The following is a 24,267-nucleotide window of genomic DNA, read 5'->3' on the forward strand; positions in this document are numbered from 1 at the left end:
ACGCCCTTGGGGATGGCGCGACGGCACGGTTGGATTTTTCGACACGACAGCCTAAGTTCCCGGCTTTCCTGTCGTTGCCGAGCAGTTGATGGCCTCAACACCAGCCCAGTCCGAATCCGCCCTACCGGCCCTGACGCCGATGATGGCGCAGTTCTTCGAGATCAAGGCGGCGAACCCGGGCTATCTGCTGTTCTATCGGATGGGCGATTTTTACGAGCTGTTCTTCGAGGACGCCGAAATCGCCGCCGAGGCCCTCGGCATCGTTCTTACCAAGCGCGGCAAGCACCTCGGCCAGGACATTGCCATGTGCGGCGTGCCAATTCACGCGGCGCAGGACTACCTCAAGCGCCTGATCGGTCTCGGGCACCGCGTCGCTGTCTGCGAACAAATGGAGGACCCGGCGGAAGCGCGCAAACGTGGCAGCAAGTCCGTGGTGCGTCGCGACGTGGTGCGGCTCGTCACCGCCGGCACCCTCACCGAAGATGATCTGCTGCCGCAGCGCGGCGCCAATTATCTGGCGACAGTCAGCCTGGTGCGGCACGGAGAGCTGGAGTTCGGGCTTGCCTGGGCTGATATCTCCACCGGCGATACGCATGTCGCCTGTCTTTCGGCTGAGGCCGTCGGGAACGAACTTGCGCGGATCGATCCGGCAGAACTCGTTCTCAGCGAGGCGACGCGCCTGGCGCTTGTCGAGGCGCATGCGCTTGGCAGCGGTCTCAACGAGCGGCTTTCGCTCGTTGATGCCGCATTGTTCGAAAGCGACGAGGCGACGCGCCAGCTGCGCCAGAGCTATCCCGGCCCCGACACCGACGCCTCGGCGTTTCCACGCGTCGTGCGCTCGGCACTCGGCGCCTTGTGCGGCTATGTCGCCGATAGCCAGAAGGGCGTCGCGCCGGCGCTGCGCTGGCCAGAAACCGAGGCCACCGATGGCCTGCTGCTGATCGACCAGGCAACCCGCGGTTCGCTCGAACTGCTCGAAACACAGCGTGGCAGCGAGATCGGTTCGCTGCGCCACACCATCGACAGGACGGTGACGGCGGCGGGCGCGCGTCTGTTTTCGCAGCGCCTGGCCGCGCCGTTGGCACGCGCCGATCTGATCAATGCGCGGCTCGATATGGTGGCGCGCAGTGCTAAAGATTTGCTGCTGACTGACCGGCTGCGTGCCGACCTCAAGGCCACGCCGGATCTGGCGCGGGCCCTGACCCGGCTGGCGCTTGAGCGCGGGGGGCCGCGCGATCTGCGATCCGTCGGCAAGGCAGTCGCCTCGGCGATTGTCCTCGCCGAACGGCTGCATCAGGCCGGCGACCTGCCGCAGGGCCTTGCGAGCGTGGCCGAAAAACTTGCAGCGGCACCGCGTCAGCTCGCCGAAGATCTATTGGCCGCGCTGGTCGAAGAGCCGCCGATGATGACGCGCGATGGCGGGTTCATCGCCAAAGGACATGACGAGGCGCTCGATGCCGAACGCGCCCTCGGCAGCGAAACCCGTGCCGTCATCGCCTCGCTGCAGGCCCGGCTTGCCAGCGAGACCGACACAAAGGCACTCAAGATCAAACATAATGGCGTTCTCGGCTTTTTCGTCGAAGTCCCCTCGGCGCAGGGCCAGAAGCTCTTGGAGGAGCCCCACCGCGACAGCTTCGTTCACCGCCAGACGATGGCGAACGCCATGCGGTTCACGACGCGCGAACTGGCCGATCTCGAATCGCGCATCGCCAACGCCCAGCACAATGCGCTCGAGATCGAGCTGCGGATTTTCGCGGAGCTGCGCAAGGCCGTTCTCGGTGGTCTCGATCAGCTGCGCGGCCTTGCCGATGCGCTGGCTGAACTTGATGTGACGACCGCCCTCGGGCGGCTCGCGGCCAACGAATCGCATGTGCGCCCGAAAGTCGATGACAGCCTGAGCTTCGAGATCTCGGCGGGGCGGCACCCTGTGGTCGAGGCGATGGTGCGCAAGGACGGACACGCATTCGTTGCCAACGATGTCGACCTCAGCGGCTCGGAGTCGGAGGGCGGCGGACGGCTGTGGCTGGTGACCGGACCCAATATGGGCGGCAAGTCGACATTCCTCAGACAAAACGCGCTGATCGCGATCATGGCGCAGATGGGTGCCTTCGTGCCGGCGGATTCCGCTCATATCGGCGTGATCGACCGGGTGTTTTCACGCGTTGGCGCGTCCGACGATATCGCCCATGGCCGCTCGACGTTCATGGTGGAAATGGTCGAGACCGCCGCCATTCTCAATCGCGCAACGCGCCGCTCGCTGGTCATTCTCGATGAGATCGGGCGCGGCACCGCCACCTTCGATGGCCTGTCAATCGCTTGGGCGACGGTCGAATCGCTCCATGAAACAACTGGTTGCCGGGCTTTGTTCGCCACACATTTCCATGAGTTGACGGCGCTGCACAAATCGCTGTCGAGAATCGTTAACGTCACCATGAAAGTGCGTGAGTGGGAAGGTGAGGTGGTGTTTCTGCACGAAGTCGGGCGCGGCGCCGCCGATCGCTCCTATGGCGTCCAGGTGGCGCGGCTTGCCGGACTTCCCGAGCCGGTCTTGACACGGGCCAGACAGGTTCTAGATTTCCTTGAGCAGCGCGCCGCCGGGGCAACTCTTTCCGAAGGGACCGGCACCGTGCTAGATGATTTGCCGCTTTTTGCGCATCAGCCGCCTCCGGCCCCTGTAAAAACCGACCCCGTTTACACCCTGCTCGATTCCATCCGGCCAGACGACGTGACCCCGAAGATGGCGATCGACCTGCTATATGAATTGAAGAAAACGCGTGATGCCGCTCGCCGAAGCTGAAACGAGACCGCGCCGGACCGAATTCGCCCTCAAATCGCCCGAGGTCCTTCTCAAGGACCTCGATGCTGCGATCGGCGACAACGATCCCAAGGGCACCGACGCGCGCGCCACCGTTCTACAGCACATGCGTACGCTTCTGGCGGACTCGCGCGCCGCTGCCGAAGAGACCCTGATCGAGACCGGCAAGGGTACGCGCTGCGCCCAGGCGATCTGCGCCGCCGAGGACGCGATTATCGGCGCCATCCATCTGTTTGCCACCCGGCGCGTCTATCCGGTGCAGAACCCCTCCGAGGCCGAAACCATCGCCATCGCAGCCGTCGGCGGCTATGGCCGCGGCACCCTCGCACCAGGCTCCGATATCGATCTGCTGTTCATCCTGCCCTATAAGCAGACGCCGTGGGGCGAGCAGGTCACCGAGTACATTCTCTACATGCTGTGGGATCTCGGCCAGAAGGTCGGCCACGCCGTCCGCTCGGTCGACGAGTGCCTGCGCATGGCAAAATCCGATATGACGGTGCGCACCGCCACCCTCGAGGCGCGTTATCTCGCGGGCGAAAAAACGCTCTACGAGCGCCTCTCGGAGCGCTTCGAAACCGAAGTGATGGCGCGCACAGGCCCCGAATTCATCGCCGCCAAGATGGCCGAGCGTGACGAGCGCCACCGGCAAATGGGCAATACACGCTACGTGGTCGAGCCGAACATCAAGGATGGCAAGGGGGGGCTACGCGACCTCAATACGCTGTTCTGGATCGGCAAGTACTTCTACCGCGTTCGCACCAGCCAGGAGCTGGTCGGCAAGGGCGTCTTCGCGCAATCCGAATTCCGCCTGTTCCAGCGCGCCGAGGATTTCCTGTGGGCGGTGCGCTGCCATCTGCACTTCATGACCGGACGCTCGGAGGAAAAGCTGACCTTCGACATGCAGCCGGAATTGGCCGAGCGCATGGGCTACAACAAGCGCATCGGCATGCTCGGCGTCGAGCGCTTCATGAAGCGCTATTTCCTCGTCGCCAAGGATGTCGGCGATCTCACGCGCATCTTCTGCACCAGTCTCGAATTCGCCCACGCCAAGGATATGGACCTTGTCGGGCGCGTGCTTGCCCCGTTCCGGCGCGGCCGCCAGAAAATCCGCGGCGAGAAAGACTTCATCGTTGATTCCGGCCGGCTCAACGTCGCCTACCCCGAGGCCTTCGAAAGCGATCCGGTCAATCTCATCCGCTTGTTCATGGTAGCGGGGCGCGAAGAGCTGCTGCTGCATCCCGAACTCGTCAAGGCGGTGCGCCGCTCACTGCGGCTGATCGATGCCGATCTCAGGCGCAATGCCGATGCAAACGCGCATTTCCTGACCATTCTCACCAACCCGACCTATGTCGAACGCATTCTGCGGGCGATGAACGAGTCCGGCGTTCTCGGCAAGTTTGTGCCCGAGTTCGGGCGCATCGTCGCTTTGATGCAGTTCAACATGTACCACCACTACACGGTGGACGAGCACCTGATCCGCGCCATCGGGGTGATGGCCGATATCGAGAATGGCGGGCTGCGGGACGAATTGCCGCTGACGCACGAATTGCTGCCGCAGCTCAACGATGTGCGCCTGCTCTATGTTGCGCTGTTCCTGCATGATATCGCCAAGGGCCGGCCCGAGGACCACTCGATCGCCGGGGCCCGCATCGCCCGCCGCTTCTGTCGCCGGCTCGGGCTGTCCCCAGCGGAAACGGAAACCGTCACTTGGCTCGTTGAATACCATTTGTCGATGAGCGAGGTGGCACAGGCCCGCGACATCCAGGATCCCGAGACTGCCAAAGCCTTTGCCGATATCGTGCAGTCGCCGCAACGCCTGGCTTTGCTGATGATCCTCACTGCCTGCGATATCCGCGCCGTCGGGCCGGGGGTGTGGACCGGCTGGAAGGGCTCGCTGCTGCGCGCCCTGTACTTCGCAACCGAGCCGCTTTTGTCGGGCGGGCACTCCAAGGTCACCCAGTCCGACCGGATCGAGGATGCCCGCATCGCGCTGCGTGGAGCACTTGGCAAGTGGCCGGATGAAGAGCTCGAGGCCTATACCGGCCGGCATTACGATCATTACTGGCTGCGCGCCGAGCCGGAGCTGCAGATCGAACACGCCCGGATGATTCGCAATGCCGACAAGTCGGGCGAACCGTTCGCCGGCACCATTCGCGTCCAGGGCTTCGAAGGCATCACCGAGGTCAGCTTTTATACCCCGGACCACCCGCGGCTGCTGTCGCTGATCGCCGGTGCCTGCACCATGCAGGACGCCTCGATCATCGGCGCGCAGATCTTTTCGACGCGAGACGGGCGGGCCATCGATACTTTCCGGCTGAGGCGGACCTTCACCTCGGATGAGGATGAGAAGGTTCGCGCCACCCGTATCCTCGATACAGTCAAGCAATTGCTGCAGGGCCAGCGCCAGATCCTCATCGATCTCGGCAAGGAGAGTCGCTACAACAAGCGCCTCAAGCCGTTCTCGCTGCCAGCCGAAGTGATGGTGTCGAACAATCTCAGCGAGAAATTCACTGTCATCGAGGCATCAGGGCTCGATCGCATCGGGCTGTTGCACCAGCTCACCCGCGAAATCTCCGATCTCAACCTGACGATCGGCTCGGCGCATATCGGCACCTATGGCGAGAAGGCTGTGGACGTGTTCTACGTCACCGACCTTACCGGCCAGAAGATCACCTCGAAGCCGCGCCAGAAGAAGATCCACGATGCGCTGATGCAGGTGTTCGAGAAGAAACCCTCTGAAAAGAAGCTGCTCAATGCCTGAGCGGGCGGTACCGAAGGTGCCTCCGGCGCCCTTGCCGTGAGCCTTTACAAGAATTTCCTCTCGGTCGGCGGGCTGACGCTGCTCTCACGCGTTGTCGGGTTCGTTCGCGATGCGCTGATGGCGGCGGTGCTGGGCACCGGCCCGGCGGCTGACGCGTTCTTCGCCGCGTTCCGCTTTCCCAACCTCTTCCGGCGGCTGTTTGCCGAAGGCGCCTTCAACACCGCGTTTGTGCCGATGTTCGCGGGCGCGCTCGAGGCGGAGGGCGAAGCGCACGCCAAGCATCTGGCCGCCCGCATCATGGCCTGGCTCACAGCGGCGCTGCTTGTCATCACCGTGCTTGCTGAACTGTTCATGCCGGTGATTCTGATTCCGTTTGTGCCGGGCTTTGCCGATCAGCCGGAAAAGTTCGAGCTGACGGTTCTGTTGACCCGGATCCTGTTTCCCTATCTCGCCTGCATGTCGCTGATGGCCGCCTATGGGGCGATCCTCAACAGCCTCGGGCGGTTCTTTGCGGCGGCGTTCGCGCCGGTCCTTCTCAATGTCGTCAGCATCGCGGTCCTCGTGCCGCTGACGGTGATGGCGCTCGAGGCCGATATCGCCGCTATCTGGGTAGCGATAGCGACGCTGTTCGCGGGGTTCGTGCAGCTGCTGACTGTCTGGATTGCGTTGCGCCGCACCGGCTTCATGCCGCGCTGGCAATTGCCGCGCATCGATCGCGAGGTGCGCAGCTTCTGGATGCTGGCAGTGCCGGCCATCCTCACCGGCGGAATCACCCAGATCAATATCTTCGTCGGCACCATCATCGCATCGAATGCGCAGAGCGCCATCTCCTATCTGTACTATGCCGATCGGCTCTATCAGCTGCCGCTCGGCATAATCGGCATCGCCATAGGCACCGTGCTGCTCCCCGAATTGACCCGGCATCTCAATGGCGGCCGTACCGAAGCGGCCCGCGCCAGCCAGGAGCAGTCGGTGCTCATCTCCATGCTGCTGTCCGTGCCGGCAGCGGTGGCCCTGTCTGCCATTGCGGTGCCGATCGTTCGCGTCCTGTTCGAACGCGGTGCGTTCGATGCAGAGGCAACGGTGCAATCGGCGCGGGCGCTCGTCGCCTTCTCCGTCGGCCTGCCGGCATTCGTTCTGGTACGCGTGCTGCAGCCGGGCTTTTTCGCGCGCAAGGACACGATCACCCCAACGATCTTCGCCGGCCTTTCGGCTGCCGCAAATATCGGGCTGTCGCTAGCCTTGTTTCCGGCGTTCGAGCATGTCGGGATTGCTCTTGCGACTTCCCTTTCGGCCTGGCTCAACACGGTGTTGTTGATGGTGGCGCTGGCCTGGCGCGGGCATTTCGCCCTGACAGCTTCGGAATGGCTGAAGCATTTGGCAATCTTCGTCATCAGCCTTGCGATGGGTGGGGCACTCTGGGCGCTTGGCAGCCGCGGCACGGGTCTCTTCGCCTCTGGTGGCAATGTCGTCTTGCAGGCGGCGGCGCTCGGCGCCATCATCCTGTTCGGTATCCTTTTTTACTTCACCTTCATCCACATCACGCGGGTGCAGCCAATGGGCCAGTTGCTGCGCCGCCTGCGGCGCGGTTAAGGTCCGGCTTGCCTTGGCACGCCTGTTCGCGCGATAAGCCAAGTCCCTCAGCCTGTCCCAATCGATAATCGGGATCCCGAATACATGGCCTTCACCGACCGCGTCTTTTCCGGCATCAAGCCCTCGGGCGATCTGCATCTTGGCAATTACCTGGGCGCCATTCGCCGGTTCGTGCCGCTACAGGATACGCACCAGACCATCTATTGCGTCGTCGATATGCACGCCATTACGGTCTGGCAGAACCCCGCTGACCTCAAGCGCTGGACCTATGAAATCGCTGCGGCCTATATCGCGGCCGGGCTGGACCCGAAGAAATCCATAATCTTCAACCAGTCCCAGGTCATCGAGCATGCCGAGCTAAGCTGGATCTTCAATTGCGTTGCGCGCATGGGCTGGATGGAGCGGATGACCCAGTTCAAGGACAAGGCCGGGGCGAACTCGGAGAATGTCTCTCTGGGCCTGTTCGCCTATCCCTCGCTGATGGCCGCCGACATCCTGCTGTACAAAAGCACTGCCGTGCCGGTGGGCGAGGATCAGCGCCAGCACCTTGAGTTGACCCGTGATATCGCCAAGAAGTTCAATCACGACTTCAAAAAGCAGATCAAGGCCAATGGCCATCGGGGCGACTTCTTCCCCGTGACAGAGACGATGGCCGCCGGTCCGGCCATGCGCGTCAAGAGCCTCAAGGACGGCTCCAAGAAGATGAGCAAGTCCGACGCTTCGGACCTGTCGACGATCTATATGATGGATGACGCCGATCTGATCGCCAAGAAGATCAAGCGCGCCACCACGGATGCCGATGCCTTGCCTAGCGAAGAGGCAGGCCTCGCCGGCCGCGCCGAGGCCGAGAATCTGGTTGGCATCTATGCGGCCCTTGCCAACCGCACTGTCGACGAAGTCCTGGCAGAATTTGGTGGCCAGGGCTGGGGCGTCTTCAAGCCGGCGCTAGCCGAACTCGCCGTCGAGAAGCTCGCCCCAATGGCGGATGAAATGCGGCGCCATCTCGAGGATCCAACGGAAATCGAAAACATTCTGCGCGACGGCGCCGGCCGCGCCCGCGCGATTGCCGAAGAGACGATGCAGGCGGTCCGCGCCATTGTCGGATTCGTTCGCTAGATGCGCGTTCAAGCGACAGCATCGCGCTAGACACACAGGAGGCGCCGATGGTTTCTCAGACCGAATACAAGCGCAAGTTTCTCGTCGTCATCGATGAGACGGAAGAGTGCGACCGCGCCGTCACCTTCGCGGCCTGGCGGGTGCATCGCACTGGCGGCACCGTGGTGCTGATGAGCATTATCGAGCCCCCCGAATTCCGCGGCCTCGGGGTCGAGGACGTGCTGCGTGCCGAAGCGATCGAAGAGGCCGAGAACAATCTCGATGGGCGACTGCGCCGGCTCAAGGAGATCGGTGACGTCAAGGTCGAGACGGTGATCCGCGAAGGGCGTGGCGCTGAACAGATCGAGAAGCTGATCGGCCAGGACCCGGACATCGCGATCCTCGTTCTGGCTGCCTCGCGCGCCGGGGACGGCCCGGGGCCGCTGGTGACGCACTTCGTCGGACGCGGCGTGCCGATTCCGCTGACCATTGTCCCCGGCTCGATGAGCGACGACGAGATCATTGCTATCTGCTGAGCGTCGGCGAGGTGTCTGCCACCGCATTTGCGACGGTACGCTGCTTTCGGGCCAGCATCGGATCGTTGAGGAAGGTCCCGAAGGGAAAGAACGACGCGAAGAGCGTCTTCAGCCATTCCCATGCCGTCAGCCCCCTGCCCGGCAGACAGACCAGCATCGCCGCTATATAGGTGAGAAAGGCAATGCCGTGGATCATTCCCACTGGCGGCACCAGATGGGGGTAGGCAAAGGCGTATTTCAGCGGCATCGCGACCAGAAAGAGCGCCAACGTTGTGATGCCTTCGACCACGCCTATTGTCCGGAATACCCCGATCATCGCCCACCCCATCGCTCTCAAATAACCTGAAAAGCGCTTTCAAGTTTTCTTGGGACGGCTTATCACACCATTGCGTGCTCCGAACGCGGCGCATCGTCGCTTTTGCCCTTGCGCTCAAGCCACGAACTACTATTTTAGAAGCGTTCTAAATCGAGTTGGAAGGCGTACGCCATGTTCATCCAGACCGAAGCCACGCCCAACCCGGCAACCCTGAAGTTTCTGCCCGGCCGTGAAGTGCTGAGCGGCGAACCGCGCGACTTCCGGTCGCCGGAAAGCGCAGTCGTCTCGCCACTGGCAGCATCGCTGTTCGAGATCGATGGCGTCACCGGCGTCTTCCTCGGCTCCGATTTCATCTCGGTCACCAAAGATGACACCAACTGGGCGCATATCAAGCCGGCGATCCTTGGCGGGATCATGGACCATTTCCTGTCTGGTCGGCCGGTCATTGGTGAGACCGTTTCGGGCGCCGATATCTACTCGGAGACCGAAGAAGAATTCTTCGAGGATGACGACAGCGAGACCGTGGAAGTCATCAAGGAACTGCTGGCCACCCGCGTTCGCCCGGCAGTGGCGATGGATGGCGGCGACATCACCTTCCGCGGCTACCGCGAAGGCACGGTGTTCCTTCACATGCAGGGTGCCTGCTCCGGCTGTCCCTCCTCAACTGCAACGCTGAAAAGCGGCATCGAGAACCTGTTGCGCCATTTCGTACCTGGCGTCGAACACGTCGAGCAGGTCTAGGCGCAAGCTAGAGCGATATTTTCAAAGCCCGGCCTCCGCCGGGCTTTTTTGTATCCTCGATCATCCTTGCCGAGGTGGCAGAAAGCGCTTTTCGAGACTTGCCACCATCGTATAGGCCGGATCGAAGACATTGCCGACCCGATAGCGAATGGCCTGCCCCATCAGATGGCTTGCTCCCGTCGCGTCGAGACCATAATCCGCGGTCAGCCAATCGAGCATTTCGGTGGTTGCATGCTGCAGCGCCTGGTCGAGCGGACGGGCATTGCCGACGGTGAAGATCTCATCCGAGGTTTCGCCACGCGGCCAGTTATGCCGGCGAAACTTTTCGACAGAGAGCCGCACCGTCACCTCCATCGGCGTTTCGACGCCCGTGCCGACGATTTCGCCGTCGCCCTGGACGGCATGGCAATCGCCCAGGAAGAAGAGCGCGCCTTCGACAAAAACCGGGAACCACGCCGTCGTCCCGGGACCGAATCCGCGATAATCCATATTGCCGCCGTTTTCGGCGCTGGTTGCGGTCGAAAAGGCTTGGCCCAGCGATGGCGCGACGCCAAAGCAGCCGATCATCGGCTCGAAAGGCAGGCTGAGATAGTCGAGCAAGGGCGGCGGCGATTCGAGCCGCACCGTGCCCGCCTCGGCATCGATCAGCCATTCGGTCCGGTCGCGCGGGGGCAAGGATCGGACCCGCTCAGGATCGACGACGTTTCCAGCAAGCGCCGCGCGGGTCCAGCCGCGCTCGCGGATCGGACGCATTTCGAGAATTTCAACCCGCAGCGAATCGCCCGGTTCGGCCCCTTCGATATAGACCGGCCCGTTCATCGGATTGGGTCCATGGGCGCGCGAGATGCCATCCTTGTCATCGCCGATCGCATCGAGCGTCTGCGTTAGCACGGTGTCACCACTTTCGATGCGAAGTGCGACAGGCATGCTGCCCAAAACGTTATGCCATACAGTCGGGACGAGGTGATGCGTGGACATGGGGGACACGTGCTTCGGACGGTTGCGGACCGCTCAGTTTGAACACCGCAAGCCGCTTAAAACAAGATGGGCGACCCTCGGGCCGCCCATTGTGCTTATTCCGCTGCTTCCGGCATCCCGTCCCGCGTTTCCAGCGAGTCGAGGATGATTTCCGGCTTTTTCTTGCGCCTGATCCGGATGCGCTTGATCCGACGGCTGTCGGACGCAAGGATCTCGAAGTCGAAATGCGGCAACCGGGTCACGACTTCGCCCCGCGAAGGCACGTGCCCGGCGAGGTCGAACACCAGACCGCCAAGCGTATCGACATCGTCGGCATACTCGCCGGGGTCGAACTCCGAACCCAAAAGCGCAGCAACATCATCGAGTTCAGCCCGCGCATCGGCGATATAGACCTCGGGACCGACCTTGCGGATCAGCGCGACTTCAAGCTCGTCGTGCTCATCCTCGATCTCGCCGACAACAGTCTCCAGCAGATCCTCGATGGTGACGAGACCATCCGTGCCGCCATATTCATCGACAACGATCGCCATATGGACGCGACTGGCCCGCATCTGCTGCAGCAGGTCGCCGACCGGCATCGAGGTCGGCACGAACATCGCGGTGCGCAGCAGATTTACCTTGGAGAGTTTCTGGCGAAGCGCTGCGGAGTTCATCTTGACCGGCACGGCTTTATCGTCGCCGGTGACCTTCTCGGTGATCTTTTCCATCACGTCCTTGACGTGGATAAAGCCGAGAATGTTGTCGAGATTCTCTTCATAGACCGGCAGCCGCGAATGCCCGACTTCGCGGAAGCGGGCGACCAAGGCGCCGAGATTGGTATCGTTTTCAACCGCTTCGATGTCGGAGCGCTCGACCATCACGTCTTCGACAGAGATCTGGCGAAGCTTGAGGACGTTCTTGAGAATCGCTCGTTCGCTCTCGGAGAAGTCGCTGGTGTCGCCATCTCCGTTCACATCGAGCGCAACCTCGAGGTCATCCCGAAGCGTGGCTGTGCGCATCGCCCACATGGCCTTGAGCCTTTGCAGGATGCCATTCTGCCCCCGCGACGTGGCGAGGGCGGTGCTAGAAGGAGGTTCGGGCGTCTGTTCGGACGCTGCGGACGTCACTGTAAGATCAGTATTTGTCATCGTGTGATGCCGCCCATGCGGCTCGTGGTCCTCTCATTGTGCTGCGGCCTTGGCCACATCGGGCTAAACGCCCTCATCGGCATAAGGATCAGCTATTCCCATCCCTGCCAGTATCTGGGTTTCGAGACCTTCCATGTTAAGGGCCTCGTCCTCCTCGAGGTGATCATACCCGAGAATATGCAGGAATCCATGTACGACAAGATGGGTGAAATGATGGTCAAATCCAATGCCCATCTCGTCCGCCTCGCGCACAACCGTCTCGCGCGCCAGGATTATGTCGCCTAACAAGCCGGCAACCGGCCCGAAAGGCTCGATCTGCGGAAACGATAACACGTTGGTCGAGCTATCTTTTCCCCGCCATTCCGCATTCAGCTCGCGTTGTTCTGCATCATTGGTCAGAACAATGGAAATTTCTGCGGCGCCAGTCAGTCGCGCACCAGAACCTTCCAGTGCAGCCATAATGGCCCGTTCCGTCAGAGCTTCGGCATTTTCGGGCCAAAGCTCGTCATTACGGATGACGGCAATATCGAGCGGCGCCTTGCTCAGTTGTCGGCATCCTGCGGTATTTCAGCGTGCGCACGGGCTTGCGCTTCGATCGCTGCCTTGCGTGCCAGCCGGCGCTGCTGGTCGGTCTCATAGGCGCGAACGATCCGCCCGACCAGCGCGTGTCGAACCACGTCCTTATCGGAAAACTTCGTAACGTGAACGCTTTCGACGCCCTCGAGCAGCCTGACGGCCTCGATAAGCCCCGAGAATTCGCCACGCGGCAGATCCACCTGGCTTGGATCGCCGGTGACGATCATTTTCGAGTTCTCGCCCAAACGGGTGAGGAACATCTTCATCTGCATCGAGGTGGTGTTCTGCGCCTCGTCGAGAATGATCACGGCGTTTGCGAGGGTGCGGCCGCGCATAAAGGCGAGCGGGGCAACCTCGATAATGCCGGAAGTAATGCAGCGCTCGACATGCTCGGGGCGCATCATATCGTAGAGGGCGTCATAGAGCGGGCGCAGATACGGATCGACTTTTTCCTTCATGTCGCCCGGAAGAAAGCCCAGACGCTCGCCGGCTTCGACCGCCGGGCGCGACAGGATGATGCGATTGATCTCGCCGCGTTCGAGAAGCGATGCCGCATAGGCTACCGCCAGATAGGTCTTGCCGGTGCCCGCAGGGCCTGTACCGAAAATGAGCTCGGCGCGATCCATGGCGCGCATATAGGCGTCCTGCGAGGGCGTACGGGCAACAACGGTCGCCTTGCGCGTCGCAATCTGCGCCATGCGCACCTTGCCCTTTTTCTCAAGGGTGGGCAGCGTCAGCTGGCTATCTTCAGTTTCGATCATCCGAATCACGGCATCGACGTCGGAGATCTCGGCAGCGCGGCCTTCTTCGAGCGAGGCATACAGCGATTCGAGAACCCTGCGTGCCTGATCGACACCGGCCGCGGGTCCTTTGAGAAGGACATGATTGCCGCGCGGCGTCGCCGATACCTCGAGACGCTGCTCGATCAGCGCGAGGTTCTGGTCGAAATCGCCATAAAGCTGCGCGGCAAGGCGATTGTCATCGAATGCGAGTTCAAGTTGGGATGCGAGTGCGTTGTCGGCGGTCGGTGCCAAATGCCTGCTCAAGCTGGTTGCGCTCCACTCATAAGGACCTCGACGAATTAGTCGTCGGTTCGCCCCGGTGAGGTCGACGTGGTGTCACGCCACGTGACTATCAACAAGGCTACCAGAATTGTGTTCCGAATCCCGTGACAATTTGCCGACAATGGAATTTTTTCCAACATCGATGATATCGACCGGCACGATGGACCCGATCAGGCTCTCATCGCCATCCATGTGGACTGCTTGTAGATAGGGCGAGCGACCACCCACCTGGCCAGGATTGCGGCCCTTGCGCTCAATCAGAACGGGCAGAGTGCGGCCTACACAAGACGCATTGAAGGCCGAGGTGCGCTCACCCAGCAGCGATTGAAGCCGCGCCAGCCGCTCAACCTTCACCTCTTCCGGCACTTGATTTTCAAGCGCAGCCCCGGGCGTGCCCGGGCGGGTGGAATATTTGAATGAGAATGCCGAGGCGTAGTCGGCCTCGCGGACAATCTCGAGCGTCTGGGCGAAATCATCTTCGGTTTCCCCTGGAAACCCGACAATGAAATCACCGGACAGCGCCAAGTCCGGGCGGGCGCTTCTGATGCGCGCAATCAACTCCAGGTACTCGTCGCGGGTATGCTTGCGGTTCATCGCCTTGAGGATGCGATCCGAGCCGGACTGCACCGGCAGATGCAAATATGGCATGAGAAGCGACAGATCGCGATGCGCCTCGATCAGGGCATCATCCATGTCGCGCGGGTGCGAGGTGGTATAGCGCAACCGCTCCAGCCCATCGATCTCGGCAAGGCGATAACACAGTTCGGCAAGGCCTACGGAGCGGCCTGCCGCATCAAGCCCGTGATAGGCGTTGACGTTCTGGCCGAGCAGCGTGATCTCCTTCACCCCCGCATCGACCAGGCGGCGGGCTTCCTCCAGCACCTGCGCCAGCGGCCGCGACACTTCGGCACCGCGGGTGTACGGCACGACGCAGAACGAGCAGAACTTGTCGCAACCTTCCTGGACGGTAAGGAACGCCGTAAGCCCGCGCTTCAGCGTCACCTCACGCCGTGCAGCCGGCAGGTGCGTGAACTTGTCCTCCTCGGGAAAGTCGGTGTCGATCACCTGGCCCTTCATCGAGGCTTCGAGAAGCTGCGGCAGGCGGTGATAGGCTTGCGGGCCAAAGACCATGTCGACCATCGGGGCGCGCTTGATAATCTCCTCGCCCTCGGCCTGGGCAACGCAACCGGCGACACCAATCCGCATCTCATGCCCTGCCGCCCGCCGCTCATCACGCAGCACCTTGAGCCGGCCCAGTTCGGAAAATACCTTTTCGGAGGCCTTTTCGCGAATGTGGCAGGTGTTGAGAACCACCAGATCCGCCTGTTCCATCTGCGTCGTCGGCTCGTAACCATGCGGCGCCAGCGCATCGGCCATGCGGTCGCTGTCGTAAACATTCATCTGGCAACCATAGGTCTTGATGAAGACCTTGCGGCTGTTCGGCTTGGTATCGGGTTCGCTCATGGCGCGCTGTTTAGCAGAAAGCTCGGCATCTCTCCAATGAAGATCACAACAGCATTACCTCGATGCAACCTGCGGCGGCGCCATCGGGTTGATCGGGAAAGCATCGTTCAAGGAGTTGATGATGAGCGACAAGGACAAAAGCCAGGGCGGCGAAGCCCCAGCATTCGACGATCACGAAAAGCCTGGCCCGAAGAATTCGAAGGTTCAGATCCGTGATGCCGGCAAGGAAGCCCAGGCGGACGAGCCAGAGGATTGGGACAAGCGGGATGAAGCCTCAGACGAGAGCTTTCCGGCCAGCGATTCCTCAGCCAAGTACTAGGCTCACACCCAATGACACAAGAGAAGCGGCCGGCGCATTGCCGGCCGCTTCTTTTTCGACTGCCACAAATACAAACGGCCCGCCGTGACAGCGGGCCGTTATGAAGCAAGGCCTTGCGCCTCGCTGCGAATTCTCACCGATCAAGCAAGGCCGATGAAGGAGAGAATTGCAACAACGATAACGACGAGACCCACAATGTAGATAATGCTGTTCATGGTTTAGCCCTTCAAGATTTACTCGATCTTGCCGGATCAACCGAGCAGCAGGAGAATCGTTCCCGACGATGTGAACGAGGACAGGACGAATCTTGTCGTCCCGCCCCCATGCCGTCTAAAGGCCGTCTGTCACGGCAGTCGTTGTCGCGCCTTCCGGCTCCTCAGTGATCGCAGGATTCTCGGGGCTGACAGAATTGAGAAGGGTCTGCACCGTCTGCTCGTAATCATCCATATCGAGCACACCGTCCGAACCGTCGACCAGCTTATTGATCTCGTTGACCTGGTATATCTGGTCCTCAAGTGTCATCGCGCCGGTCATGTCGTTGTCGACGATGATCTGGGCGGCTTCTTCCGGGTTTTCGGCAGCATACGCCCAGCCTTTCATCGAGGCGCGAACGAAGCGCGTCATCTTGTCGACGAATGCCGGGTCCTCAAGGTCTTCCTCGAGTACGTAAAGCCCGTCCTCGAGCATGCCGACACCTTCATCACGATAGTTGAAGACGGTCAGCTCGTCCTCCGTGAAGCCGGCGCGCAGCACCTGTCCATACTCGTTATAGGTCATGGTCGAGATACAGGCGGCCTGCTCCTGGATCAGCGGATCGACGTTGAAGGCCTGCTTGAGAACCTCGACGCCGTCCTCCCCGCCTTCAGTCGGCAGATCGAGTGCGGCCATCCAGGCGTAGAACGGATACTCATTGCCGAAGAACCAGACGCCGAGCGTCTTGCCGGCGAAATCATCGGTCGATTCGACACCCATATCCTTGCGGCAAGTGAGCAAGAGGCCCGAATTTGCGAAGGGCTGAGCGATATTGACCAGCGGGACGCCACGTTCGCGCGCCGCCAGTGCTGCCGCCATCCAGGTGGTGATGACATCGGCACCGCCGCCTGCGATGACCTGCTCTGGCGCGATATCCGGACCGCCCGGCTTGATCTCGACGTCGAGATTCTCTTCCTCATAAAAGCCCTGCGCCTCGGCCACGTAGTAGCCTGCAAACTGGCCTTGTGTGACCCATTTGAGCTGCAGCACGACGCTGTCCTGCGCCGTTGCAGCCCCGGCACCAGCCAGCACCATCGCGCCGGCGACTGTCCCGATCAGTAGTTTCTTCATGGTCTGCGTTCCCCTTGTTGATTGGGCGTCCGCTCATGCACCACGCACGGACGGATGCCAGTAGGTTGTGGCTCGCTCGATGAGCACCACCACCCCGTAGAAGGCCGATCCCGCGAGCGCCGCCACCGCGATCTCGGCCCACACCATGTCGACGTTCATCCGGCCGACTTCGGTCGATATCCGGAAGCCCATTCCCACAACGGGCGTCCCGAAAAATTCCGCCACGATCGCCCCGATCAGCGCCAGGGTCGAATTGATCTTCAAGGCGTTGAAGATGAAGGGCGCCGCTGCGGGAAGGCGCAACTTGGTCAGTGTCTGCCAGTAGCTTGCGGCATAGGTGCGCATCAGATCGCGATCCATGCTGCCGGCAGCGCCGAGGCCGGCGATGGTGTTCACCAGCATCGGAAAGAAGGTCATGATCACGACGACTGCGGCCTTGGAAGGCCAATCAAAGCCGAACCACATCACCATGATCGGCGCGACGCCGATGATCGGTAGCGCCGAGACGAAATTGCCAAGGGGCAGAAGCCCGCGCTTAAGGAAATTCGATCGATCAATGAGGATGGCCACGACGAACCCGGCCCCACAGCCGAGCGCGTAGCCGATCAGGACGGATTTGAGAAATGTCTGCTGGAAGTCGGCCCAAAGGGTTGCCGTGCTGGTGACGATCCGCGCCCAGATGGCAGAAGGCGGGGGCAGGATGACTTCGGGAACATTGGTGCCTCGCGTCACCGCCTCCCAGATCACCAGCACGGAAATGCCGAACAGTAGCGGGATAAGCACGCCGAGCCGAGGTTCATAGCGGCGGGCGGCAAGGGCGGCGCTGAGCCGGTCAACGAAGAGCCAGGCGAACAGCCATGCCGCGATCAGGGTCAGCCAGAACGGCGAGATCGTCACTGCCGGCGTGGGCAGCGCAGCAAGGACAGCCGCAAGCCCGAGAGCGGCAAGGACGCCATCGAGCCAAAGCGAAACGGGAACGGCGAGCCGCAACAGGCTGAGCGTTGAGAGTGCGCAGAACAGAAGCAAAGCAGGGTTTTCGAAGGGCGCACCGGCGAGCAGCGCTACTAGCCCGAACAGTCCGGTGCCAGCGGCGACAAGCGCCAGATAATGCTGCAGCTGGCTCATGCGGCACGCGCCCCCAGCCGCTTGTTGACCAGCCTTTCAACGAGCCCGACGGCGATCACCAAGAGCGCCGCAAGGATAGAGGCTGCGAACAGCGCAGACCAGATCTGGACCGTCTGGCCATAGTAAGAGCCGGCGAGAAGGCGCGCGCCGAGGCCTGCCACGGCGCCCGTCGGCAGCTCGCCAACGATCGTACCGACAAGGCTTGCCGCCACGCCAACCTTCATCGAGGTGAACAGGTATGGCAGGGCGCTTGGCCAACGCAGCTTGAAGAAGGTTTGCGTAGCGCTGGCATGATAGGTGTGCATGAGATCGAGCTGGATGCGCTCGGGCGCGCGCAGGCCCTTCACCATGCCGACGGTTACCGGAAAGAAGCTGAGATAGGCCGAGATCAGCGCTTTCGACAGGAACCGTGCCGGTTCGGTCGGCATTCCGAGCTGTCCGGTGAACAGGTTGAAGCCAATGACAACGATCAACGGCGCCAGCGCCAGGATCGGGATCGTCTGGCTCGCGACGATCCACGGCATTAGCGAGCGGTTCATGGCATGGTTGTGAACAATCAGCACGGCGAGCCCGATGCCGAGCACGGTGCCCATCCCAAAGCCTGCCATCGTCGCCGATAGCGTCACCCAGGCATGAAACACCAGTGAACGGGGCACAGTGGGGGAAACGGCAATGGTGGTGTTATAAAGCTCTCGGAACACCTGATGCGCCGTCGGCAGCACCGGGCGATCCTGATTCCAGGTATCGAGGACGAAGCGCGAGAACGGCACGTCGGTTTCATCGGCGCGCTGATAAATGCTCTCCTGCCAGGGCGCGTTGACGGGAATCGCTGCGGCGTACCATATGGCGACGATCGCCGCGAGCACTACCAGGACTGGCAGAAGCGAGCGGCTCATCCGCTATTCCTCGTACGAGTGCCCAGCGCGCAGGCCGTCGCGGACGCGGGCGGCAAGGCGCAGGAACTCGGGCGTTTCGCGGATATCGAGCGGACGTTCCGCCGGCAGATCCGAGATGATGACGTCGGTGACCCGTCCGGGCCGAGGCGACATGACTACAATCTTGGTGGACAGGTAGACCGCTTCCGGGATGGAGTGGGTCACGAAGCAGATCGTTTTTTCGGTTTCCGACCAGAGCTTGAGCAACTCGGCATTGAGGTGATCGCGTACGATCTCATCGAGGGCACCGAACGGCTCGTCCATCAACAGTAGGTCCGCATCGAACGAAAGGGCTCGCGCGATCGAGGCGCGCTGCTGCATGCCGCCGGACAATTGCCATGGGTGCTTGTTCTCGAAACCGGTGAGGTTGACGAGCTCCAGCGTCTGGCGAATGCGCTTTTGCTGCTCGGCCCTCGAATAGCCCATGATCTCGAGCGGAAGCGCTACGTTCTTTTCGATGGTTCGCCACGGGTATAGCGCAGCAGCCTGAAAGACGTAGCCATAGGCGCGGTCCTTGCGGGCGTTTTCGGGGGTCTGGCCATTGACGGTGATCGAGCCGGCGCTGGGCTGCTCGAGATCGGCGATGGTGCGCAAAAAGGTCGTCTTGCCGCAGCCCGAGGGCCCGATAAACGAGACGAACTCGCCTTTTTCAATCTCCAGATCGACATCCGAAAGGGCGGTGACCGGCCCGTCATTGGTTTCGAAGGTCAGGGTCAGCCCGCTTGCGCTGACCACGGCGGGCTGGAGCGTATCGATCCTCGAAGGCGCTTGCGTCGGGTCGCTCACTGTCTCGCCTCTCCCAGATCGCGCAACAATTCGCTGAGAATCTGTCCCTCCGCCTCGATTTCGTCTACCAGCCAGTTTCCCTCGTAATTTGCGAGATCGACCACCGCCACAGACTCCCGGCCGTTTGGCGAGATTGCCGTAGCGCTTACTTGCATGTGTTCGGCCGACTGCTTGACGATCTTGATGCGCGGCGGGGCCAGATCCGTCGGCGTGACGAAATCGACCCGCTGATCTTCAGGAATGCCCATCCATAGCGCTGCAAGCTCCGGTGTCCAGATATCGCCACCGGGAAGCCCATCGACCATCAGCCCAGGCTCGAACAGTTGTGCCAGAACGGTATCCGCGTCCGCACCAAATGCGGCGCCCGATGCCAGCACAGCCATTGCGATGCCTGCAGCAAGCCGGCGCACCTTCATACCCCGCTCGCCGGTATGCCGGAGCGCTCGATCTTGCGCGGCGCGGTCAGCTCCTTCCAGGTCGACAGCGCCTTGCCCACGGCCTGATAGGGTTCGCGCTTGACGAACTGGCCGTGGCCTTCCTTCGAGGTGAGTTCGCCATCCCTGAGGCTGACCGTGCCGCGGCTGAGGGTAAACCGTGGCAGTCCCTGCACCTGCTTGCCCTCGAAGACGTTGTAATCGATCGCCGATTGCTGGGTCTTTGCCGAGATGGTCTTTGTTTTCGTTGGGTCCCAGACGACGATATCGGCATCGGCACCAACCAGAATGGCGCCTTTCTTGGGATAGATGTTGAGGATTTTGGCGATATTGGTCGAGGTGACCGCCACGAACTCGTTCATCGTCAGCCGTCCGGTGACGACACCATATGTCCAAAGCATCGGCAGGCGATCTTCGAGACCGCCAGTCCCGTTGGGGATCTTGGTGAAATCGTTGATGCCTGTGCGCTTTTGATCGGTGGTGAAGGCGCAATGATCGGTCGCCACCACCTGCAATGACCCCGAGGCGAGGCCGGCCCAAAGCGAATCCTGGTGCTGCTTGTTGCGGAACGGCGGGCTCATGACCCGGCGCGCCGCATGATCCCAATCCTTGTCGAAATATTCGCTCTCATCGAGCGTCAGATGCTGGATCAGCGGCTCCCCATACACGCGCTTACCCTGCTGACGGGCCCGGCGGATGGCCTCGTGGCTGTCCTCACAGCTGGTATGCACCACATAAAGCGGCACACCGGCCATGTCGGCGATCATGATGGCGCGGTTGGTGGCCTCGCCCTCGACCTGCGGCGGGCGGGAATAGGCGTGTGCCTCGGGCCCGTTATTGCCAGCGGCGAGGAGCTTGGCGGAAAGGTCAGCGACGACATCGCCATTTTCGGCATGGACCAGCGGCATGGCGCCAAGTTCGGCGCAGCGCTGGAACGAGGCGTACATCTCGTCATCCTGCACCATCAAGGCACCCTTATAGGCCATGAAGTGCTTGAAGGTGTTGATGCCCTTGTCCTCAACGATGGTCTTCATCTCGTTGAAGACCTGCTCGTCCCACCAAGTGATCCCCATGTGGTAAGAGTAGTCGCAATGGGCGCGCCCGGCCTTGTTGTCCCAGCGCTGCAATGCTTCGAGCAAGGACTGGCCGGGATTGGGCAGGCAGAAATCAACCACCATCGTCGTGCCGCCGGCGATCGCAGCACGGGTGCCCGATTCAAAGTCATCGGTGGAATAGGTGCCCATGAACGGCATTTCGAGATGAACGTGCGGATCGATGCCACCCGGCATGACCATGCAGCCCGAGGCATCGAGCACCTCGTCACCGGAAAGATCCCTGCCGATCTCCACGATCGTTTCGCCCTCGATCTTCACATCCGCTGTGTAGGTGAGGTCGGCGGTAACGATCGTGCCGCCCTTGATGACTGTGCTCATGTCCCGTTCCCCTTCTCCCGTTGCCAATCAAGTTTCATGCCAGACACCAGGGCGATAATCGCCTAGGCGACGATCTCGGCCGTCTCGACCACGGCATGAACCAGCACTTCCGCGCCCGCACTCGCCCACTCCCGCGTAATTTCCTCGGCCTCGTTGTGGCTGAGCCCGTCGACACACGGGCACATCACCATCGCGGTCGGCGCCACGCGATTGATCCAGCAGGCATCATGGCCGGCGCCGGAGACGATATCGCGATGCGAATAGCCGAGCCGTTCGGCGGCGTTTCTTACGGCGGCGACGCAATCGGCATCGAAGGTCACCGGGTCGAAATGCCCGGTCGGCTCGATGGAAATCCCAAGTCCCAGCTCATCTGCTATGCGCTGTGCCTGTTCTTCGAGCTGAGAACGCATCGATGTCAGCTTTTCGAGCTCCGGCGAGCGGAAATCGATGGTGAAGACGGCCTTGCCGGGAATGACATTGCGCGAATTTGGATAAACATTGGCCTGGCCGACAGCGCCTACCGCGTTTGGCTGATGTGCCATGGCAATCTGGTGAACAGCTTCGGTGATGCGTGCCATTCCGAGCCCGGCGTTCACCCGCATGTCCATAGGCGTCGAGCCGGTATGAGCGTCCTTGCCAGTCAGCGTGACCTCGAGCCACCACAGGCCCTGCCCGTGCGTGACGACGCCGATATCTTTTTCTTCCGCTTCGAGGATCGGGCCCTGCTCGATATGCAATTCGAAGAATGCATGGATCGGACGAGAACCGACCTTCTCTTCGCCCTTCCAGCCGATGCGCTCGAGCTCGGCGCCGAAGCTCTTGCCCGCGGCATCCTTGCGGTCGTAGGCCCAATCGAGCTCATGAACTCCGGCGAAGACGCCTGAAGCAAGCATGGCGGGGGCAAAACGCGTCCCCTCCTCGTTGGTCCAGTTGACGACGACGATCGGACGACGGGTTTGAATGCTGAGGTCGTTCAATGTGCGGACCAGCTCAAGTCCGCCGAGAACACCGAGCACCCCATCATATTTGCCGCCGGTGGGCTGGGTATCGAGGTGCGAGCCGACATAGACCGGCTCAAGATCAGGCTCCGTGCCTTCCCGGCGGGCAAACATCGTGCCCATTTCATCGACACCGAGGGTCAGGCCGGCCTGTTCGCACCATTGGGCGAACAGCTCCCGGCCTTCTTTGTCTGCGTCGGTCAGGGTCTGGCGGTTGTTGCCGCCCGCCACACCCGGACCAATGCGGGCCATTTCCATCAGACTGTCCCAGAGCCGATCGCCGTTGATCCGGAGGTTCTCGCCTGGTGCAGTCATGGAGTGTCCTTTCGTTTTGCGTCAGGTGCTCGGGAACGTGAACTGAGCGCCTTCCTTGATACCCTTCGGCCAGCGCTGGGTCACAGTCTTCAGACGGGTATAGAAATGCACGCCCTCTGGCCCGTAGATCGAATGATCGCCGAACAGCGAGCGCTTCCAGCCTCCGAAGGAATGGTAGGCCACTGGCACCGGGATCGGCACATTGATGCCGACCATGCCGACCTCGATCTCATCGGCAAAGGCACGCGCTGCGTCACCATCGCGGGTGAAGATGGCGGTGCCGTTGGCAAATTCATGCCCGTGGATCAGATCGACGGCGTCCTTGTATTCATTGGCGCGCACCACCGAGAGCACCGGGCCGAAAATCTCGTCGCGATAGATCGACATATCGGGGGTGACGCGATCGAACAGCGTTCCGCCGACATAATAGCCGTCCTCATAGCCCTGCAGCTTGAAGTCGCGGCCATCGACCACCAGGTCGGCACCGGCCTCGACGCCTTCGTTGATGTAACCGAGGATCTTGTCGCGGTGCTGCTTGGTGACGACCGGGCCCATTTCCGACTCACGGTCGCTCGCCGGGCCGATCTTGAGCTTTTCAATGCGCGGCTTGAGCTTGTCGATGAGTGCGTCGGCAGTCCTTTCGCCAACAGGAACTGCCACCGAAATCGCCATGCAGCGTTCGCCCGCAGAGCCGTAGCCGGCGCCCATCAGCGCATCGGCTGCCTGGTCAAGATCGGCATCGGGCATGATGACCATGTGGTTCTTGGCGCCGCCAAGTGCCTGCATGCGCTTACCGTTGCTGGTACCGCGCTGGTAGACATACTCGGCGATCGGCGTCGAACCGACAAAACTGACGGCCTTGATATCGGGATGATCGAGAATGCCATCGACCATTTCCTTGTCGCCATGGATGACGTTGAAAACGCCGTCGGGCAAACCGGCCTCACGGAACAGCTCCCAGCAGAAAATCGATGCTGACGGATCGCGCTCGGACGGCTTGAGGATGAAGGTGTTGCCGCAAGCAATCGCCAGCGGATACATCCACATCGGCACCATGGCCGGGAAGTTGAACGGGGTGATGCCGGCAACAACGCCGAGCGCCTGGCGATCCGAGTAAGAATCGATCTTGGGGCCGACATTGCGAGAGAACTCGCCCTTCAACAGGTGCGGGATCCCACAGGCGAAATCGACGCAATCGATGCCGCGAGCAATCTCGCCAAGCGCATCATCATGCACCTTGCCGTGCTCGGCCGAGATGATGCGCGCCAGCTCGTCCGTGTTCTCGTCAAGCAGCTGCTTGTAGCGGAACATGATGCGAGCCCGCTTCATCGGCGGCATATTGGCCCAGGCCGGCAGTGCCTCTTTGGCGGCGGCAACTGCAGCGTCGAGCTCCGAAAGCGTCGAGAGCGGCAGGTCGGCGGTCTGCTCACCGGTCGCGGGATTGAAGACCGGGCTCTTGCGCACCGACTCCGATACGTAGCGCTTGCCGGCGACGGCATTTTCGATGACGGTTATCGCCATTGCGGATGTGCT

Annotated in this window: 21 protein-coding genes; 7 read left to right on the forward strand and 14 right to left on the reverse strand. The window is 61.5% G+C overall.

The window, feature by feature from the left end; genetic code table 11:
* Window positions 1-88: 88 nt before the first annotated feature.
* The 5 genes from mutS to IE127_RS08755 all read left to right on the forward strand — a co-directional run bounded on the left by mutS (window position 89) and on the right by IE127_RS08755 (window position 8,800).
* The gene (gene mutS, locus IE127_RS08735) at window positions 89-2,797 is read left to right on the forward strand and encodes a DNA mismatch repair protein MutS (protein WP_211198860.1); all 2,709 of its coding nucleotides are present in this window, start codon (window positions 89-91) and stop codon (window positions 2,795-2,797) included.
* Window positions 2,778-5,576: a [protein-PII] uridylyltransferase gene (locus IE127_RS08740; protein ID WP_189425299.1), complete on the forward strand. Its 2,799-nt coding sequence runs from the start codon at window positions 2,778-2,780 to the stop codon at window positions 5,574-5,576. Before mutS ends, IE127_RS08740 begins: the two co-directional genes overlap by 20 nt.
* Before the next feature lie 36 nt (window positions 5,577-5,612).
* Window positions 5,613-7,169, forward strand: a complete 1,557-nt coding sequence (gene murJ / locus IE127_RS08745) for a murein biosynthesis integral membrane protein MurJ (RefSeq protein ID WP_189425301.1) — start codon at window positions 5,613-5,615, stop codon at window positions 7,167-7,169.
* 84 nt (window positions 7,170-7,253) lie between these two features.
* On the forward strand, window positions 7,254-8,285 hold the full coding sequence (trpS, locus tag IE127_RS08750) for a tryptophan--tRNA ligase (protein WP_189425303.1): 1,032 nt from the start codon (window positions 7,254-7,256) through the stop codon (window positions 8,283-8,285).
* Between the two features lie 47 nt (window positions 8,286-8,332).
* A complete protein-coding gene (locus IE127_RS08755) occupies window positions 8,333-8,800 on the forward strand; it encodes a universal stress protein (protein ID WP_189425305.1) in 468 nt (155 codons plus the stop codon).
* Here IE127_RS08755 and IE127_RS08760 read toward each other — a convergent pair.
* On the reverse strand, window positions 8,790-9,116 hold the full coding sequence (locus IE127_RS08760) for a DUF3817 domain-containing protein (protein WP_210310464.1): 327 nt from the start codon (window positions 9,114-9,116) through the stop codon (window positions 8,790-8,792). The two genes, IE127_RS08755 and IE127_RS08760, sit on opposite strands and share 11 nt — an antisense overlap.
* Window positions 9,117-9,287: 171 nt before the next feature.
* Between IE127_RS08760 and IE127_RS08765 the strand changes: the two genes are divergently transcribed.
* Window positions 9,288-9,857 (forward strand): NifU family protein, encoded by a 570-nt coding sequence (locus IE127_RS08765; protein WP_189425309.1) that lies wholly within the window; start codon window positions 9,288-9,290, stop codon window positions 9,855-9,857.
* Between the two features lie 60 nt (window positions 9,858-9,917).
* On the opposite strand, the gene IE127_RS08770 is transcribed toward IE127_RS08765, so the two are convergent.
* From IE127_RS08770 to miaB, 5 genes are all read right to left on the reverse strand, one after another.
* Window positions 9,918-10,835 carry an acetamidase/formamidase family protein gene (locus IE127_RS08770; protein ID WP_189425310.1) on the reverse strand — a complete coding sequence of 306 codons (918 nt, stop codon included), beginning with the start codon at window positions 10,833-10,835 and terminating at the stop codon, window positions 9,918-9,920.
* Window positions 10,836-10,930: 95 nt separating this feature from the next.
* Entirely contained in the window at window positions 10,931-11,962 is a 1,032-nt protein-coding gene (locus IE127_RS08775; RefSeq protein WP_189425312.1) for a hemolysin family protein, read from the reverse strand.
* 63 nt (window positions 11,963-12,025) lie between these two features.
* Entirely contained in the window at window positions 12,026-12,508 is a 483-nt protein-coding gene (gene ybeY, locus IE127_RS08780; RefSeq protein WP_189426069.1) for an rRNA maturation RNase YbeY, read from the reverse strand.
* Window positions 12,505-13,584 (reverse strand): PhoH family protein, encoded by a 1,080-nt coding sequence (locus IE127_RS08785; RefSeq protein WP_189425313.1) that lies wholly within the window; start codon window positions 13,582-13,584, stop codon window positions 12,505-12,507. Before IE127_RS08785 ends, ybeY begins: the two co-directional genes overlap by 4 nt.
* Window positions 13,585-13,656: 72 nt before the next feature.
* Window positions 13,657-15,066, reverse strand: a complete 1,410-nt coding sequence (miaB, locus tag IE127_RS08790) for a tRNA (N6-isopentenyl adenosine(37)-C2)-methylthiotransferase MiaB (protein WP_189425314.1) — start codon at window positions 15,064-15,066, stop codon at window positions 13,657-13,659.
* A 121-nt stretch (window positions 15,067-15,187) separates the two neighbouring features.
* On the opposite strand from miaB, the gene IE127_RS08795 reads away from it, so the two are divergent.
* The gene (locus IE127_RS08795; protein WP_189425315.1) at window positions 15,188-15,385 is read left to right on the forward strand and encodes a hypothetical protein; all 198 of its coding nucleotides are present in this window, start codon (window positions 15,188-15,190) and stop codon (window positions 15,383-15,385) included.
* 330 nt (window positions 15,386-15,715) lie between these two features.
* Here the strand turns inward: IE127_RS08795 and IE127_RS08800 are convergent, their stop codons facing one another.
* From IE127_RS08800 to IE127_RS08835, 8 genes are all read right to left on the reverse strand, one after another.
* Window positions 15,716-16,708 carry an ABC transporter substrate-binding protein gene (locus tag IE127_RS08800; RefSeq protein ID WP_189425316.1) on the reverse strand — a complete coding sequence of 331 codons (993 nt, stop codon included), beginning with the start codon at window positions 16,706-16,708 and terminating at the stop codon, window positions 15,716-15,718.
* A 33-nt stretch (window positions 16,709-16,741) separates the two neighbouring features.
* Entirely contained in the window at window positions 16,742-17,833 is a 1,092-nt protein-coding gene (locus IE127_RS08805; RefSeq protein ID WP_244640065.1) for an ABC transporter permease, read from the reverse strand.
* A complete protein-coding gene (locus IE127_RS08810) occupies window positions 17,830-18,729 on the reverse strand; it encodes an ABC transporter permease (protein WP_189425317.1) in 900 nt (299 codons plus the stop codon). The genes IE127_RS08805 and IE127_RS08810 overlap by 4 nt, the downstream gene beginning before the upstream one ends.
* A 3-nt stretch (window positions 18,730-18,732) precedes the next feature.
* On the reverse strand, window positions 18,733-19,524 hold the full coding sequence (locus tag IE127_RS08815) for an ABC transporter ATP-binding protein (protein ID WP_189426071.1): 792 nt from the start codon (window positions 19,522-19,524) through the stop codon (window positions 18,733-18,735).
* Window positions 19,525-19,550: 26 nt separating this feature from the next.
* Window positions 19,551-19,970, reverse strand: a complete 420-nt coding sequence (locus tag IE127_RS08820) for a hypothetical protein (protein WP_189425318.1) — start codon at window positions 19,968-19,970, stop codon at window positions 19,551-19,553.
* Window positions 19,967-21,421, reverse strand: coding sequence for a dihydropyrimidinase (hydA, locus tag IE127_RS08825; protein WP_189425319.1), 1,455 nt, complete (start codon window positions 21,419-21,421; stop codon window positions 19,967-19,969). Before hydA ends, IE127_RS08820 begins: the two co-directional genes overlap by 4 nt.
* A gap of 62 nt (window positions 21,422-21,483) precedes the next feature.
* On the reverse strand, window positions 21,484-22,734 hold the full coding sequence (locus tag IE127_RS08830; protein WP_189425320.1) for a Zn-dependent hydrolase: 1,251 nt from the start codon (window positions 22,732-22,734) through the stop codon (window positions 21,484-21,486).
* Window positions 22,735-22,755: 21 nt separating this feature from the next.
* Window positions 22,756-24,255, reverse strand: coding sequence for a CoA-acylating methylmalonate-semialdehyde dehydrogenase (locus tag IE127_RS08835; protein ID WP_280516646.1), 1,500 nt, complete (start codon window positions 24,253-24,255; stop codon window positions 22,756-22,758).
* Between the last annotated feature and the right edge of the window lie 12 nt (window positions 24,256-24,267).

The sequence above is a fragment of the Devosia pacifica genome, from assembly GCF_014652635.1.
Classification (GTDB): domain Bacteria; phylum Pseudomonadota; class Alphaproteobacteria; order Rhizobiales; family Devosiaceae; genus Devosia; species Devosia pacifica.